11 protein-coding genes are annotated in these 15,654 nt (G+C 62.7%); 8 read left to right on the top strand and 3 right to left on the bottom strand.

Annotated elements, in window-relative coordinates; translation table 11 throughout:
- Positions 1–80 precede the first annotated feature (80 nt).
- The 5 genes from MKZ91_RS15000 to MKZ91_RS14980 all read left to right on the top strand — a co-directional run bounded on the left by MKZ91_RS15000 (position 81) and on the right by MKZ91_RS14980 (position 4,692).
- Positions 81–923 carry a MurR/RpiR family transcriptional regulator gene (locus tag MKZ91_RS15000; RefSeq protein ID WP_336171756.1) on the top strand — a complete coding sequence of 281 codons (843 nt, stop codon included), beginning with the start codon at positions 81–83 and terminating at the stop codon, positions 921–923.
- A 292-nt stretch (positions 924–1,215) separates the two neighbouring features.
- A complete protein-coding gene (locus tag MKZ91_RS14995; RefSeq protein ID WP_336171754.1) occupies positions 1,216–2,679 on the top strand; it encodes an MFS transporter in 1,464 nt (487 codons plus the stop codon).
- On the top strand, positions 2,676–3,335 hold the full coding sequence (locus tag MKZ91_RS14990; protein ID WP_336171752.1) for an aspartate/glutamate racemase family protein: 660 nt from the start codon (positions 2,676–2,678) through the stop codon (positions 3,333–3,335). The genes MKZ91_RS14995 and MKZ91_RS14990 overlap by 4 nt, the downstream gene beginning before the upstream one ends.
- A gap of 235 nt (positions 3,336–3,570) precedes the next feature.
- Positions 3,571–4,161 carry an ankyrin repeat domain-containing protein gene (locus MKZ91_RS14985; protein ID WP_336171751.1) on the top strand — a complete coding sequence of 197 codons (591 nt, stop codon included), beginning with the start codon at positions 3,571–3,573 and terminating at the stop codon, positions 4,159–4,161.
- 27 nt (positions 4,162–4,188) lie between these two features.
- Positions 4,189–4,692 (top strand): YHS domain-containing (seleno)protein, encoded by a 504-nt coding sequence (locus MKZ91_RS14980; RefSeq protein ID WP_336171750.1) that lies wholly within the window; start codon positions 4,189–4,191, stop codon positions 4,690–4,692.
- A 28-nt stretch (positions 4,693–4,720) separates the two neighbouring features.
- Here MKZ91_RS14980 and MKZ91_RS14975 read toward each other — a convergent pair whose 3' ends face one another.
- Positions 4,721–6,940: an adenylate/guanylate cyclase domain-containing protein gene (locus tag MKZ91_RS14975; protein WP_336171749.1), complete on the bottom strand. Its 2,220-nt coding sequence runs from the start codon at positions 6,938–6,940 to the stop codon at positions 4,721–4,723.
- Positions 6,941–7,110: 170 nt separating this feature from the next.
- Between MKZ91_RS14975 and MKZ91_RS14970 the strand changes: the two genes are divergently transcribed.
- The 3 genes from MKZ91_RS14970 to MKZ91_RS14960 all read left to right on the top strand — a co-directional run bounded on the left by MKZ91_RS14970 (position 7,111) and on the right by MKZ91_RS14960 (position 10,514).
- Positions 7,111–8,529 carry a DUF1254 domain-containing protein gene (locus MKZ91_RS14970; RefSeq protein WP_442892286.1) on the top strand — a complete coding sequence of 473 codons (1,419 nt, stop codon included), beginning with the start codon at positions 7,111–7,113 and terminating at the stop codon, positions 8,527–8,529.
- 18 nt (positions 8,530–8,547) lie between these two features.
- The gene (locus MKZ91_RS14965; RefSeq protein WP_336171748.1) at positions 8,548–9,570 is read left to right on the top strand and encodes a DUF1254 domain-containing protein; all 1,023 of its coding nucleotides are present in this window, start codon (positions 8,548–8,550) and stop codon (positions 9,568–9,570) included.
- A gap of 107 nt (positions 9,571–9,677) precedes the next feature.
- On the top strand, positions 9,678–10,514 hold the full coding sequence (locus MKZ91_RS14960; protein WP_336171746.1) for an alpha/beta fold hydrolase: 837 nt from the start codon (positions 9,678–9,680) through the stop codon (positions 10,512–10,514).
- A gap of 40 nt (positions 10,515–10,554) precedes the next feature.
- Here the strand turns inward: MKZ91_RS14960 and metH are convergent, their stop codons facing one another.
- Positions 10,555–14,325, bottom strand: coding sequence for a methionine synthase (metH, locus tag MKZ91_RS14955; protein WP_336171744.1), 3,771 nt, complete (start codon positions 14,323–14,325; stop codon positions 10,555–10,557).
- 165 nt (positions 14,326–14,490) lie between these two features.
- Positions 14,491–15,651, bottom strand: coding sequence for an AGE family epimerase/isomerase (locus MKZ91_RS14950; protein ID WP_336171743.1), 1,161 nt, complete (start codon positions 15,649–15,651; stop codon positions 14,491–14,493).
- Positions 15,652–15,654 lie beyond the last annotated feature (3 nt).

Here is a 15,654-nt window from a genome sequence, read left to right as displayed (position 1 = left end):
GGCGGCACCCGCCCGCCTCGCTTGCAATATCCCCGCGAAAATCAGAGATTGCCGTGAAACGACAGTTTCATGGAAATCGCATGAGCCCCAAAGAACGTTCCTTCCTCACCCGTGTCCGTCAGGTGCTGCCGGACCTGCATCCGGCCGAACGGCGGCTGGGGGATTTCCTCTGCGATTTTCCAGGCGAGGTCGCCAGTTACTCGGCCCAGGAACTGGCGGCGCTGGCGCATGTGTCGAAGGCGACCGTCTCCCGCTTCATCCAGCGCCTCGGCTACGACAATTACGAGGAAGCGCGCCGCCATGCCCGCGCCGACAAGCAGACGGGGTCTCGCCTGTTTCTCGCAACCGCGACCGACAGCGGCGGCGAACAGTCGCTCACGTCGCACGTCGCCCAGGGCGTCGCCAATATCGAGGCGACCTTTCTCGCCATTTCCGAAACCCAGGTGACGGCGGCGGCGGCCGCAATTCTCGGCGCCCGCAAGGTCTGGGTCATCGGCTTTCGCGCCAGCCACTCCTTCGCCACCTATCTGCAATGGCAGATGACGCAGGTGATAGAGAACATCGCCGCCATTCCCGGCGGCGGCCAGACGCTTGGCGAGCACCTGGTCAGCATCGGCCGTGACGATGTCGTCATCCTCTTCGGCCTGCGCCGGCGCGTCTCCCTGATGGAACCCATCCTCGCGCAGCTCGAAAAATCAGGCGCGCGGCTGCTTTACATCACCGATGAGGGCGTGCCCTTCCTCAACCAGGCGGAATGGCATTTCCGCTGCCAGACTCTGGCGCCAGGCCCCCTCTTCAACCACGTCTCGGTGATGGCGCTCTGCCATCTCTTGACCACCCGATGCATCGAAATCGCCGGCACTTCCGGCCGCAATCGGCTGCGTGGCATCGAAGCCATCAACGATGCGCTTGAGGAATTGTGAGCGCCGATTGGGCATTTGCCTGAAACGCCAGAACATTTTTCAGGCACAAGAAACCTGAGTTTCAGACGCCGTTGCGACGATGGCCCGTCGCCAAGGCCCTGACAGAAAACGAGAAACTGTAGTTTCTCATAAGATGGCACGAAACCTGCATTCCCTGCATTGTTCTGCGAAGGTCCTGATCCTTTCGCAGCGCGTCATAGAATCTTCTATGAAACTGAGATTTCATGATGTAGATTTCATGAAACTGAGTTTTCACATTTTCACGTTGTTAAGCCATAAAGGGGAACGAACCATGGCAGCGGAAAATATGGTGCCTTCCGGCAGGTCATCGCCGGTCATCAGACAGTTGGAATCAGCCTTCACCAAGATCGGCGTCACCGGCGCCCACAAGCAGATCCTCGCCCTCGTGCTCATCGGCTGCCTTTTCGACAGCTTCGAGCAGAACACCATCGGCGTCGCCGGCCCCATCCTGAAGGAGCATTGGGGCCTGACGGGAACCGACATCGGCTTCCTCAACACCATCACCTTCGGCAGCGCGGCGATCGGCCGTCTGCTCTCCGGCATCCTCGGCGACCGCTACGGCCGTCGCGTGATGCTGACCATCAACCTCCTGCTCTTCACCATCGGCTCGGCGGCTTGTGCCATGGCGCCGAACTTCGCAACGCTCTGCTTTGCCCGTGCCATCGTCGGCTTCGGCGTCGGCGGCGAGATTTCGACCGCAGTCACGATGCTGTCGGAATTCTGCTCGCCAAAGTTCCGCGGCACCGCGGCCGGCCTCGTCAATGTCGGCGCCGGTGGCTTCGGCAACTTCCTCGCACCCGCCTTCGGCCTGATGATCTTCACCCTCTTCCCGGGTGAAAACAGCTGGCGCTGGCTCTTCGCCGCCCTCGCGCTCCCGGCCCTGCTCGTCGTCTTCTACCGTCGTTTCGTACCGGAAACGCCGCGCTTCCTCGCCTCGCAAGGCAAGATCGACGAGGCCAACAAGGTGCTTTCGATCCTCGCTTCTGGCTCGCTGCGGCCGCGCAACCTCAAGGTCCAGGAGTATCTGACCAAGGACCACCTGAAGGACGAAGAGCCGGTCAAGAGCGACTGGAAGGAGCTTTTCCGCGCTCCCTATCTCGGCCGCACCATCCCCGTCGCCATCGCCATCCTGATGAGCTACGGCGCCCAGCTTTCGGTGCTGACGCTGATGCCGATCATCTTCGTCTCCATGGGTTACACGCTGCAGGGCAGCCTGCTCTACAGCATGATCATCCAGAGCGGCAGCGTGCTCGGCGCCATCGCCGCCTCGATGTTCGGCTATTACTTCCCGCGTAAAAGAGTGCTGACGCTCGGTGCAGCCTGCGCCTGCCTTGCAGCCGTCTCCATCGCCTATCTCGGCGCCAACATCTATCTGGTGCTGATGTTCGGCGCGATTTTCCAGTTCTTCGTGCTCTTGCTCAACACCTCGATCTGGATCTATGCGCCCGAACTCTTCCCGACCCGCATCCGCGCCTTCGGCGTGGCGCTGATCCTGGCAACCGGTTCGGCTGCGGGCTCCTTCATCCCCACCATCGCCGGCGCCCTCTTCGACGTCTACGGCATGGTCGGCGTGTTCGGCCTCGCCGCCGGCATGTATGCGGTCTTCGCCTTTTGCATCCAGCTCGGGCCTGAGACCTACGGCATGTCGATGGAAGACCTCACCCAGCCTGCCGATGCGGACCTCGCAAAGGCTGACACTTCTGAAATCAAAGTCGGCGTGGAACTGAGAACGTGAGCGCACATATCCTTCTGATCAACCCGAACAGTTCGCGTGCCACCAGCGACATGATGGTCGCCATCGCACGCCGGGCTGCATCAGGACGCATGGCCGTGGCAGTCGCCACGGCCATGCGGAACCCGCCGATGATCGTCACACCTGAGCAACTGACTGACGCCGCTGCCGAGGTCGTCGAGATCGGCGAAAAACACGATGCTGGATGCCGCGGCATCGTCGTCAGCGCCTTCGGCGATCCCGGTCTTGCCGCCCTCAAGCAGCGGCTCGACATCCCCGTTATCGGCATCTGCGAGGCCTCGATGATCGAGGCTTCGCTGAATGGCCGCAAGTTCGGCGTCGCCACTACGACGCCGGAGCTGATTGAGGCCATCGACAACCGCGCCCGTGACCTTGGTGTCTGGCCGCAATACACAGGCATCCGCTGCACGTCAGGCGATCCGCTCGCGCTCTCCGCTCATCCGGATCGTCTGCTCTCGGCGCTCGGTGAGGCCGTTCGCCAATGCATCGAAGAAGACGGTGCCGAGGCCGTCATCATCGGCGGCGGCCCGCTCGGCCAGGCCGCTGACGAACTGCAGCCGATGTTTTCGACGCCGATCATCGCGCCCATCCCGAGCGCCATCGGCCGCATGCTCGACCTGATGCGGGTCGCCGCCTGAGGCGCATCCGCAGGCGTAAATCGCCCGAAAGGAGTATGGTCCTGATGGTGGTAACGCCTGTTTCCACCGGCCGCCCTGTGGTATTTTCGCTCCTTCTGCCGCATGTCTCCTGAAATCCTGGGTGATCCAGGGAAAAACATGCAGCAGTTCAAAGTCCTGCAGCGACCTTTGCGCATCTGATCGGACGCGCAGCGCTGGAGTTGGGCGAGACCGAAGCTGGGGCGGAGGTTACGCGATGAAATCACTCTTTGCTTGCCTGGCCGCGGTGGCGTTTCTTACCGCGCCGGCCATGGCCGGCCCCTTGCATGACGCGGCACGGGACGGCGATACGGAACGCGTCAAGCAATTGCTCGACCAGGGAACCGACATAACCGAGCCGGACGCGGCCGGTGAGCCGGCGCTGCTGATTGCGGCCCTGAAAGGACGCACCGAGGTGGTCGCGCTCCTCATCGACCGCGGCAACGACGTCGATATCCGCAACAAGGGTGGCCTGACGGCGCTGCATGCGGCTGCCTATGGCGGCAGTCTCGAAACCGTCAAGCTGCTCGTTGCCAAGGGTGCTGCGGTCAACGACGTCGCCAACTTCTACAAGATGTCGCCGCTGCATGCGGCTGCCGAGGAAGGGCACGTCGAGGTGGTGGCTTTCCTGCTCGCCAACAAGGCCGACATCGAGGCCAAGGAACGCAACGGCTATACACCGCTCACCCAAGCCGGCTGGCGATCGTACTGGCCAACCGCCGAGCTTCTCCTGAAGGCCGGGGCCACATGCCAGAAGGCCGAACTCGTCGGCGAGTGGCTTTATGGCGAATGCACCAAACGGCAATGAACCAGATCCGGAAACGGAGGAAATGGCATGTCTCGACACTCCATAGCATTTGCGATCGCAGCGACTGCGGCGCTCATTGCGTCCGTCGGCCCGTCGCTTGCGGAAGAGCCCGTCAACACCGGCTACTTCGGCGACGTGGCGATCAAGGGCTACGACCCGGTCGCCTATTTCACCGAGAACAAGGCGGTCGAAGGCTCACCCGACTTCAGCTATCGCTGGCTCGGCGCCACCTGGCAGTTCGCCAGTGCCGAGCACCGCGACCAGTTCATGAAGGAGCCGACCCGATACGCGCCGCAATATGGCGGCTACTGCGCCGATGGCGTTTCCTTCGGCACGGTGACGACCAACATCGATCCGAAGGCATGGCGCATCATCGAGAATAAGCTCTATCTCAGCTACGATCCGGGTGCGGCCGACGGTCTGGTGAAGAACCCCAACAAGGTGGTCGATTCGCGCAAGCACTGGTCCGAGGTCGAGCAGACGCTGCTCACCGAGAAGGCGAACATCAACTGGACAAAGCCCCAGCCCTGACCAGGTATGGATCGAACGGTGATCGCGATCACCGTTCGATCGAGAAGAATTTCAGAGCCTGCGGCGTGACGCTGATGTAGTCGGCGTTGCGTTCGCCCTTTGCCGTGTTGCGGTAGACATAGCCGCAGACCATGCGGTCGAGAAAGTATCCGTCATATTTCTCGCAGAGCTGGTTGCCCTTCACCTCGATGCGGCCGGTGATGTTGGTGTTGCTGGTGCGATAGGCGGTGTTGCCGTCCTTGTCGAAGAACTGCGCGAAGCTCGTGCCGTTCTTGTGCACGCCAACCCAGGTCTTGTCGGTGGTCAGCTGCTTGAGTTCCGCCGGGCCGATCCGGTCGCTGGCGGCACCGACGAAGCCGAAGGGCCATTCGGGAATACCCGCGACGCGAAGCCCGAAGAGGTGGCGATAGAGGTCTTCCTGCCGCCAGTAATCGTAGAGGTAGCCGTAATAGCTGAGGTTGGTGTCGGGGAACAGCTTCAACAGCTCGGCCGCCTCCGCTGCAGCACTCTGCTGGTCGCCGCGTTGCGCATAGGCGGTGGCCAGATACTCCCGCACCGCCTCGACCTTCGGCAACGATGCACCGGCCGATTCGATCAACGGGATCGCCTTCTCGAGACGGCGCGCGGTGTAGTAGACGATGCCTGCCAAGAGCTGCAGGCTGGATGACGGCGAAGGATCGAGCCTCAGCGCCCGCTCGATGTCGTCGAGAGCCTGCTCATGTTCACCGGATTGGGCAAGCACCAGCGCCAGATTGGCCAAAGCCTCGGCGTCGTTGGGTTGCGCGGAGACGGCTCGAAGCGCCGATTCCTTGGCCTCCAACGGACGGCCGTCGACCAGCTGCAGCAGCGCCAGCACCGTGTGAGCACGGGCATTGTTGGCATCGAGCTTCAGCGCTTGTCCCGCTGCGTCATAGGCGATCTTGCGGGCAACGGCCGCAGACCAGAGATAGTTGTAATCGTTGCGCCAGACGTCGACCGCCACGCGGGCGATGCCGGCATGGGCGTCGGCGAAGTTCGGATCGAGATCGATCGCGCGCTGGTAGTAGCCCAGTGTCTGGCGATAGGTGTCGACATCGCGCCAGATGAGACCCTGTTGCTCGGCGCGCATGTAATTGTCATAGGCCTCGAGATTGTCGGTCGGGATTCGCGCCAGCTGGTCGCGTTCGCCTTCGCTGAGCTTCACCTCGAGTGCGGCGATGATCTTGCCGATGACATCGTCCTGCACCGCAAAGAGGTCGGCATATTGCCGGTCATAACGTTCCGCCCAGAGCGACAGCCCGCTCACCGCATCGATCAGTTTGACGTTGATGCGCAACCGCTGGTCGGCCCGCTGCAACGTGCCCTCCAGCACATAGTGCACGCCGAGTTCGGCAGCCACGTCCTGGATCTTGGTAGCGTTCCCCTTGAGCGCAAACACCGAATGGCGGGCAATGACGAAGAGGCCGGACACTTTCGACAATTCGGTGATGAGATCGTCGGTCAGCCCTTCTGCCAGATGGTCGTGATCGCTGTCGCCGCTGACATTGATGAAGGGCAGCACCGCAACGGATGGCTGGTCCGGCAACGGATAGGCGAAGCGTTGCGCCGGCCCCGCCTGTCCGACCCATGTCCAGGGCTGCCACCAGGCGGCCGCAGCCAGGAGCGCGATCGCGGCAAGACCTGCGGTCAGCCCCTTGACCCAGGCCGCGCGTCGTCGGTTTTTCTCAACGATTGTCCGGCCGGCGGCGTCCGGGTCCAGAAGCACACGGTAAACCCGGATCGGATCGGCCAATCCCTTCACCGGTTGCGACCCGAGCGAGACGAAACCGGCCTTCAGTTTGGAGCCGACCTGGTCATAGGCGGTGCCAGAAATGGCGATGCCGCCAGGCTCGGCCAAACCTTGCACCCGGTCGGCAATATTGACGCCATCGCCATGGATGTCGTCGCCCTCGACGATGATGTCGCCGAGATTGATGCCGATGCGGAAATCCAGCCTCTCGCCATTCTGCCCCTTGTCGGCTTCGGCCGCCGCCTTGCATCGCTGGATTTCGATTGCACATTGCGTCGCGTCGACGACGCTGCGGAATTCGACGAGCAACCCGTCGCCCATCGTCTTCACCAGACGCCCGTGGTGCTCAAGAAACAGCGGCTCTAGGATACTGGAGAGATCCGACTGGAATCTGAGGCGCGTCCCTTCCTCGTCCAGCCGGCTCAAGCGGCTGTAACCGACGACATCCGCGATCAGGACGGCAGCGAGGCGGCGCTCCATCGACGAGCTCTCAACGTACGATGTACTCCAGCTGCGATGTTACCGCAGCTTGGCAGGCGGCGCCATCGGCGTGCAACGGCGAGACACTTCACCAGCGCCGTAACCGTTACGTACTTGCGGTAGCGCCTCGAACTGGCACGATTGTCTGCGATCATCCGAAGGAATCTGCCATGCTCAAACGACGGTCTCTGCTGGTGCTCGGGGCTCTTGCAACGACACTGCCCGCACTCAAGATGACAAGCGCGACCGCTGCCGATATCGGCATCTCCGCAGACGAGGCCCGCGCCATCGCCAAGGACGCCTATGTCTACGGCTTCCCGCTCGTCGACAGCTACCGGGTGCAACATTCCTATTTCGTCGATCGTGGCAACCCGGAGTTCAAGAGCGGCTGGAACACGCTCAACAACACCGCCCGTGTCTATACGCCCGAGGACAAGGCGATCCAGACGCCGAATTCCGATACGCCCTACTCGTTCCTCGGCGCAGACCTGCGTGCCGAGCCGTTGGTCTTGACCGTGCCGGCGGTCGAGAAGGAGCGCTACTACTCGCTCCAGTTCATCGACATGTACACGTTCAATTTCGCCTATGTCGGCAGCCGCGCCACGGGCAACGAGGCCGGCAGCTTCCTGCTGGCGGGACCAGGCTGGAAAGGCGAAACGCCGCCGGGTATCAAGGCGGTGATCCGCTCGGAAACCGAGTTCGCCTTCGTGCTTTACCGCACGCAGATGTTCAATCCCGCCGACATCGAGAACGTCCAGAAGATCCAGGCGGGATACAAGGTCGAGCCGTTATCGAGCTTCCTCGGCCGGCCGGCACCGGCACCGGCCGCGACCGTCGATTTCGTGACACCGCTCAGCGCCGACGCTGAAAAGTCCTCGCCCGAATTCTTCAAGATTCTCAACTTCGTGCTCGGTTTCTGCCCGACGAACCCATCCGAAACCGGTCTGATGGAGCGCTTCGCCAAGATCAATGTCGGCGGTGGCAAGCGCTTCGACTTCGACACATTTTCTCCTGACATGCAGCAGGCGATCGAAGGTGGCATCGCCGACGCCTGGGCTGCTTTCAAGGAGTTCAAGGAAACCGAACTCGATACCGGGAAGCGGACGAGCGGCGACAGCTTCGGCACGCGTGAGTATCTGAACGGTCGCAACCTCGACCGCATGTCCGGCGCCGTGCTCGGCATTTACGGCAACTCCAAGGACGAGGCGATCTATCCCGTCTATTTCACCAGCGACGACAAGACGCCGCTTTCGGGTGAAAACAAGTACACGCTGCGCTTCGAGCCTGGCCAACTGCCGCCGGTCAACGCCTTCTGGTCGCTGACGCTCTACGAACTGCCGCAAAGCCTGCTCTACGCCAATCCGCTCAACCGCTACCTCATCAATTCGCCGATGGTTGCGGATCTGAAGAAGGACGTCGACGGCGGTGTGACGCTCTACATCCAGCACGAGACGCCGGGCGCTGACAAGGAAGCCAACTGGCTGCCGGCACCTGATGGCCCATTCTTCACCGCGATGCGGCTCTACTGGCCGAAGCAAGACGCATTGGACGGCAAATGGAAAGCGCCGCCGATGCAGCGCGCCAACTGATCAAAAGGGAACCCGATGATGTTGCATCCCCGTTCGCTCTTCGCAGCCAGCATTTTGGTGATCGCTGGCGCGACGTCCTCTAGCGCCGCCGAACCCGTGACCGTCGGCGTTGACAATTTCATTCGCGCCGAGAGCGACATGTATGCGGCCAGCATGGTCAAGGACGGTGCCTTCGGCAAATTCGTCCACCGGCGCGAGCCAGCTTCGATCGACAATCAGACCGTCATCCGCCTCAACCGCGACACGCTCTATTCGTCGGCCGTGTTCGATCTCGATGCCGGCCCGGTCACCATCACCATGCCGGACGCGGGAAAGCGCTTCATGTCGATGCAGGTGATCAGCGAGGATCACTATGTGCCCGAGGTCGTCTATGGCGCCGGCGAGACGACGCTGACCAAGGAAAAGGTCGGCACGCGCTACGTCGTCGTTGGCATCCGCACGCTCGTCGATCCGGCCGACCCGAAGGAAATCGCCGAAGTCCATGCGCTGCAGGACGCGATCAAGGTCAGCCAGAAAGCTGAAGGCAAGTTCGAGGTGCCCGCCTGGGATCCGGCCAGCCAGAAGAAGGTGCGCGAGGCGCTGCTCGCGCTTGGTGCCACCATGCCGGACTTCAAGAAGGCCTTCGGCACCAAGGCGGAGGTCGACCCGGTCCGCCACCTGATCGGCACCGCAACCGGCTGGGGCGGCAACCCGGACAAGGACGCGACCTATCTCAACGTGACGCCGGCCAAGAACGATGGCAAGACGATCTACAAGCTCGACGTCAAGGACGTGCCGGTCGACGCCTTCTGGTCGGTCAGTGTCTATGACGCGCAAGGTTTCTACGAGAAGAATCCCTACGACGCCTATGCGATCAACAACATCACCGCCAAGAAGGGTGACGACGGCAGCGTTGCGATTCAGTTCGGCGGCTGCGACGGCAAGATCGCCAATTGCCTGCCCGTGGTCGACGGCTGGAACTACACGGTGCGGCTCTACCGGCCGCGCAAGGAGATCCTCGACGGCACCTGGCACTTCCCCGAGCCGCAACCGGTGAACTAGGCGCCCTGCTTCGCGAACCAAGCAACGCGGCCGCGCCACTTGTTTCGGAGAAACTGGCTAGAAGCAGCACCTGTTTTGCGTGATCGAATGAACGGGGAGACCAGGCCATGGAATTCCAGGACGGTGACCTTGCCAGGTTTTCCGAGCGTGGCGCGGCCCCCCTCCCGGCCCCGGCCGTCGAGGGCTACGTCGAGCGCGCCGGTGCGCGCATCTGGTATACGACCTATGGATTGGGCACGCCGGTCGTCCTGCTGCATGGCGGTCTCGGTCACAGTGGCAACTGGGGCTTTCAGGTCCCGGCATTGCTTGAGGCTGGCCACCGTGTCGTCCTCATCGACAGCCGTGGCCATGGCCGCAGCACGCGTGATGCCCGGCCCTATAGCTATGACCTCATGGCCCTGGACGTGCTTGCCGTCATGGACAGGCTGGAGCTTCAAAAGGCGGCCTTCGCCGGCTGGAGCGACGGCGCCTGCATCGCGATGGTCCTCGCCTCGATGGCGCCGGAGAGGGCCAGCGGCGTGTTCTTCTTCGCCTGCAACATGGATCCGAGCGGAACGAAGGAGATCGAGCCGAGCCCGATGCTCGACCGTTGCTTCGGCCGCCATTCGAGCGACTACAGGCAGCTATCGGCAACGCCGGATGATTTCGGCGCCTTCGTCGATGCCGTGAGCGCGATGCAGAGGACCGAGCCGAACTACACCGCCGAGGATCTCGGCAAGATCCAAGTGCCGGTCGCAATCGTCCAAAGCGAAAACGACGAGTTCATCAAGCGCGAACATGCGGACTATCTCGCCCGCAGCATTCCCGGCGCCGCATTCATCCTGCTTGACGGCGTCAGCCACTTCGCGCCGTTGCAGCGGCCGGACCGCTTCAATGCCGCGCTCACGGCCTTCCTTGCCGCGCTCAATGATGAGCCTGAAGACGACGTGTGGAGACGGCAATGACGAGCCCGGATCGGCTCGTCATCATCCCATCTGAGCGACACTACTCGGCCGCTTCGGCCTCCGGCATCGGCACATAGTTGAGGATCGGCGACAGCCAGCGCTCGACCTCGCGCACCGGCATGCGCTTGCGCTCCGCATAGTCCTCGACCTGATCTCGCTCGACCTTGGCGACGCCGAAATAATAGGCCTCGGGATGGCCGATATAGAGGCCGGAAACCGACGAACCCGGCCACATCGCATAGCTCTCGGTCAGGCTGACGCCGATCGTGGCTTCCGCATCGAGCAGCCGGAAGAGAGTTGCCTTCTCGGTATGGTCGGGCTGGGCCGGATAACCGGGTGCCGGGCGGATGCCGGCATAGGGTTCGCCGATCAGGTCCTGTGGCGTGAAGGTTTCGTCTGCCGCATAGCCCCAGAGTTCGGTGCGCACATATTCGTGCATGCGTTCGGCGAAGGCCTCGGCAAAGCGGTCGGCCAGCGCCTTGACCAGGATCGAGGAGTAGTCGTCGTTGGCGCGCTCGAAGCGCTCGGCAATCGCCACCTCCTCGATACCGGCGGTGACGACGAAACCACCGACATAATCGTTCGAGCCGCTGTCGGCAGGCGCGACGAAGTCTGAGAGCGCCACGTTGGGACGGCCGTCGCGCTTCGACAGTTGCTGGCGCAGCGTAAAGAAGGTCGCAAGCTCGGATGCCCGATCTTCGCCGGTGAACAGCCGGATGTCGTCGCCGACGGTGCCGGCCGGCCAGAAACCGACGACGGCTTTCGGCGCGAACCACTTCTCCTCGATGATCTTTTTCAGCATCGCCTTGGCATCATCGAACAACTGCCGGGCGGCGACACCCTGCGCCTCGTCCTCGAGGATCTTCGGATAGACGCCCTTGAGCTCCCAGGTCTGGAAGAACGGCGTCCAGTCGATGTATCGGGCAAGCTCCGCCAGATCCCAGCTTTCGAACACGCGTGTTCCGAGGAAGGACGGCGCCTTGACCTGATAGCCGCTCCAATCGATCCGGTGCTGGTTGGCGCGCGCCTGCGACAAGGGCAGCCGGCGCTTTTCCGCTTCGTTGCGGGCATGGGCTTCGGCGACCTTGCGGTATTCCGCCCGCACCGTTTCCATGTAGCTGTCGCGCGCTTCGGGCGACAACAGGCTGGAGACGACGCCGACAGCGCGGCTCGCATCGGTAACGTAGACCGTCTGGCCGCGGTCGTAGCGCGGATTGATCTTGACCGCCGTGTGCACCCGGCTCGTCGTCGCGCCGCCGATCAAAAGCGGCACATCGAAGCCTTCGCGCTCCAGTTCGGAGGCGACATGCACCATCTCGTCGAGCGACGGGGTGATCAGGCCCGAGAGACCGATGATGTCGACCTTCTGCTCGCGTGCCACTTCGAGGATCTTCGCCGAGGGCACCATGACGCCAAGGTCAATGATCTCGTAGTTGTTGCAGGCAAGCACGACGCCGACGATGTTCTTGCCGATGTCGTGCACGTCGCCCTTGACGGTTGCCATCAGGATCCTGCCGGCGCTTTCGCGTGCCTCGCCGCCATTGGCGAGCTTTTCAGCCTCCATGTGCGGCAAGAGCACGGCGACCGCCTGCTTCATCACGCGCGCCGATTTGACCACCTGCGGCAGGAACATCTTGCCCGAGCCGAAGAGGTCGCCAACGACGTTCATGCCGGCCATCAGCGGGCCTTCGATCACGTGCAGCGGCCGGGCGGCAGCAAGCCGTGCCTCCTCCGTATCGGCCTCGATATACTCGGTGATGCCGTTGACGAGCGCGTGTTCGAGGCGCTTTTCCACCGACCACTCGCGCCAGGAGAGATCCTTTTCGCGCCCTTGCGAGCCACCCTGGCCGCGATAGCGCTCGGCGATCTCCAGCATGCGCTCGGTCGAATCGGCGCGGCGGTTGAGCACCACGTCCTCGCAGGCTTCGCGCAGGTCCGCATCTATCGCATCATAGACGGCGAGCTGGCCGGCATTGACGATGCCCATGTCCATGCCCGCCTGGATGGCGTGGTAGAGGAACACGGCATGCATCGCCTCGCGCACCGGCTCGTTGCCGCGGAACGAGAACGAGAGGTTGGAAACGCCGCCCGACACATGCACATGCGGCAGGGTCTTGATGATCTCGCGCGTCGCCTCGATGAAGTCGACGCCGTAATTGTTGTGCTCCTCGATGCCGGTCGCCACCGCAAAGATGTTCGGGTCGAAGATGATGTCCTCGGGCGGGAAGCCGGCCTCTTCCGTCAGCAGCTTGTAGGCACGGGTGCAGATCTCGACCTTGCGAGCCTGGGTGTCGGCCTGGCCAACCTCGTCGAAGGCCATGATGACGACGGCGGCACCATAGGCACGGCAGAGCCTCGCGTGATGCAGGAACGCCTCTTCGCCTTCCTTCATCGAGATTGAGTTGACCAGCGGCTTGCCCTGGACGCACTTCAGGCCCGCCTCGATCACCTCCCATTTCGACGAATCGATCATGACGGGAACGCGGGCGATATCCGGCTCGGAGGCGACGAGGTTCAAGAACTCGATCATTGCCTGCTTCGAATCGATCAGGCCCTCGTCCATGTTGATGTCGATGATCTGCGCGCCGTTTGCCACCTGGTCGCGCGCGACATCGAGCGCTGCCGAATAGTCGCCGGCGGTGATCAGCTTGCGGAACTTGGCCGAGCCGGTGACGTTGGTGCGCTCGCCGACGTTGACGAAAGGAATGTCCGACGTCAGCGTGAAGGGCTCGAGCCCGGAGAGGCGCATCAGCGGCTCGACCTTGGGGATCTCGCGCGGCGGATGTTTCGCAACGGCCTTGGCGATGGCGCTGATATGGGCGGGCGTCGAGCCGCAGCAGCCGCCGACGATGTTGAGCAGACCGTCGCGGGCGAAGGCTTCCACCTGGGCTGCCATCTGCTCAGGCGTCTCGTCATACTGGCCGAACTCGTTCGGCAGGCCGGCATTCGGATAGGCGCAGACGAAGGTGTCGGCAACGCTTGAGAGCTCGTCGATATGGGCGCGCATGGCATTGGCGCCGAGCGCGCAGTTGAGCCCGATGGTGAAGGGGTCGGCATGGCGCACGGAATGCCAGAAGGCGGTCGGCGTCTGGCCGGACAGCGTGCGGCCCGAAAGATCGGTGATCGTGCCCGAGATCATGACAGGCAGCTCGATGCCCTTTTCGGCAAAGACTTCCTTGGTGGCGAAGATCGCCGCCTTGGCGTTCAGCGTGTCGAAGATCGTCTCGATCAGGATGATGTCGGCGCCGCCGTCGATCAGGCCGCGGATCTGTTCGGCATAGGCGATCCTCAGATCATCGAAGGTGACGGCGCGGTAGCCGGGATTGTTGACATCGGGCGAGATCGACGCCGTGCGGTTGGTCGGCCCGAGCGCACCGGCGACGAAGCGGCGACGGCCGTCCTCGGCCTCGGCGCGTTTCGCCGCTCGTTTCGCCAGCCGCGCGCCGTCGCGGTTGAGTTCATAGACCATGTCCTCCATGCCGTAGTCGGCCTGGGCGATACGCGTCGAGGAGAAGGTATTGGTCTCGAGAATGTCGGCGCCGGCGATCGCATAGGCGTAGTGGATGTCCTCGATCGCCTTCGGCTGCGTCAGCGTCAGAAGATCGTTGTTGCCCTGCTGGTGACAGGCGCAGCCGCCGAACCGGTCGCCGCGGAAATGCTGCTCGATGAAGCCGAGTTGCTGGATCTCCGTGCCCATCGCGCCATCCATGATCAGGATGCGTTCGCTCGCCGCTTTGCGCAGCGCTCGCATGATCTCGGAGCCATCCGGCTTGGAGGAAATGTCACCGAAAAGGGCGCCGATGGCGGACATGGGAAATCTCCCGTTCTGAAAACGACAAACAATAAGCGAGTCAATCACATAAAGATATCTTTATGTCAACATATCCACCAATCACATTTCGTCCTCCGGACAAAGAAAAATGGCCCGCCGCGATCGCGACGGGCCATGACGGAAAGACCTGCTCCTGTTGGGGGATCAGAGCCGGGCCAGGCAATCCTCGGTCTCATAGATGGCGCAGAGGATATGATAGAAGCTGCTCGCAGGCGCCGGCTCGTCGACGAAGCTGCCATCGGCCTGCTGTTTGTCGCGCCAGAGGCCTGCAACGGGCGTATCGAGGAATGTCTGAAGTGCTGCCGCGGCCCGCGTTGCGGAGGCAAGATAGCGCTCACGCTCAGTGCCATTGGAGAGCGCGGCAAAACGGACCGATGCCTTCAGCCATTCGGTCTGCGGCCAAAGCCGGGCGATCGGATCGGCGACCGACAGATCATCGAGCAGCGTCATGATCGCAACGTTGCGGTTGGGGCAGATCCCGTGCGCCTCGCCGAGATCGAAAAGCCGTCTCGCCTTGACGATCGCCTCGGCACAGCCGCGGCGTTCGGCCCAGCGCAACAGCAGCCAGGCCCACTCGAACAGATGGCCGGGCTCGACGATCCGGCCCTTGTCACCCGCAAACGGTGCCCAGTCGTGGTCGAAGAACTCGCGCAGCACGCCGCTCTCGGGATCTATAAAATGATCCATCGCCAGATCCGCAATCTCGTCGGCAAGATTGGCCCAGGCCACCCGATCGAATCCCTCCACCGCTTCGCTGGCAAGGCAAGCCTCGAACAGGTGCATATGCGGGTTGGAACAGAGCGGCAGGCGCGGAGGATTGTCCTCCTCGAAACCGGCGGCCGGATGTTTGACATGCGCCTCGATCCGGGACCGAAGGGCATTGCTGCGCTCAATCATCTCAGCCTTGCGTGCGGGCACGACCTCGGCGAGATAGGCGAAGGCCAGAAGCGCAAAAGCCTGATTGTAAAGATCGAAAGAGCCGTCAAGCAGATGGCCGTCGGCATCGGCAAGCCCGCCATAAAAGCCGCTCGACTGCTTGAAGACGCGATCGAAGTAAGCAAGCCCGCCTTCGGCGGCTCCTCGCCAGTCCCCCGTCCAGCCACGGCGTCCCGCCTCGGCGAAGCAATAGACCTGCCGAGGCTGCACCCGCGAGCGCCGATTGGCGTGGGTCGGCTCTCCGGCCATGTCGATCGTCTCGACGAAACCGCCTGAATGATCGACGCCCTTGTCGCGCCAGAGCGGCAGGGCCCTCTCGGCCAGCCACGCGGACAGGACGCGCGATTGCGAAAAGATATCGTCTGCCAACGC

It is taken from the genome of Ensifer sp. MJa1 (assembly GCF_037026475.1).
GTDB lineage: Bacteria > Pseudomonadota > Alphaproteobacteria > Rhizobiales > Rhizobiaceae > Ensifer.
This window is presented reverse-complemented; position numbering and strand designations above follow the sequence as displayed.

Excerpts from the sequence above, each read along its gene's own strand:
- MKZ91_RS14960 (WP_336171746.1), top strand. The coding sequence starts at position 9,678 with ATGGAATTCCAGGACGGTGACCTTGCCAGGTTTTCCGAGCGTGGCGCG.
- MKZ91_RS14980 (WP_336171750.1), top strand. The coding sequence starts at position 4,189 with ATGTCTCGACACTCCATAGCATTTGCGATCGCAGCGACTGCGGCGCTC.
- MKZ91_RS14985 (WP_336171751.1), top strand. The coding sequence starts at position 3,571 with ATGAAATCACTCTTTGCTTGCCTGGCCGCGGTGGCGTTTCTTACCGCG.
- MKZ91_RS14965 (WP_336171748.1), top strand. The coding sequence starts at position 8,548 with ATGTTGCATCCCCGTTCGCTCTTCGCAGCCAGCATTTTGGTGATCGCT.
- metH (WP_336171744.1), bottom strand. The coding sequence starts at position 14,325 with ATGTCCGCCATCGGCGCCCTTTTCGGTGACATTTCCTCCAAGCCGGAT.
- MKZ91_RS14995 (WP_336171754.1), top strand. The coding sequence starts at position 1,216 with ATGGCAGCGGAAAATATGGTGCCTTCCGGCAGGTCATCGCCGGTCATC.
- MKZ91_RS14975 (WP_336171749.1), bottom strand. The coding sequence starts at position 6,940 with ATGGAGCGCCGCCTCGCTGCCGTCCTGATCGCGGATGTCGTCGGTTAC.
- MKZ91_RS15000 (WP_336171756.1), top strand. The coding sequence starts at position 81 with ATGAGCCCCAAAGAACGTTCCTTCCTCACCCGTGTCCGTCAGGTGCTG.
- MKZ91_RS14970 (WP_442892286.1), top strand. The coding sequence starts at position 7,111 with ATGCTCAAACGACGGTCTCTGCTGGTGCTCGGGGCTCTTGCAACGACA.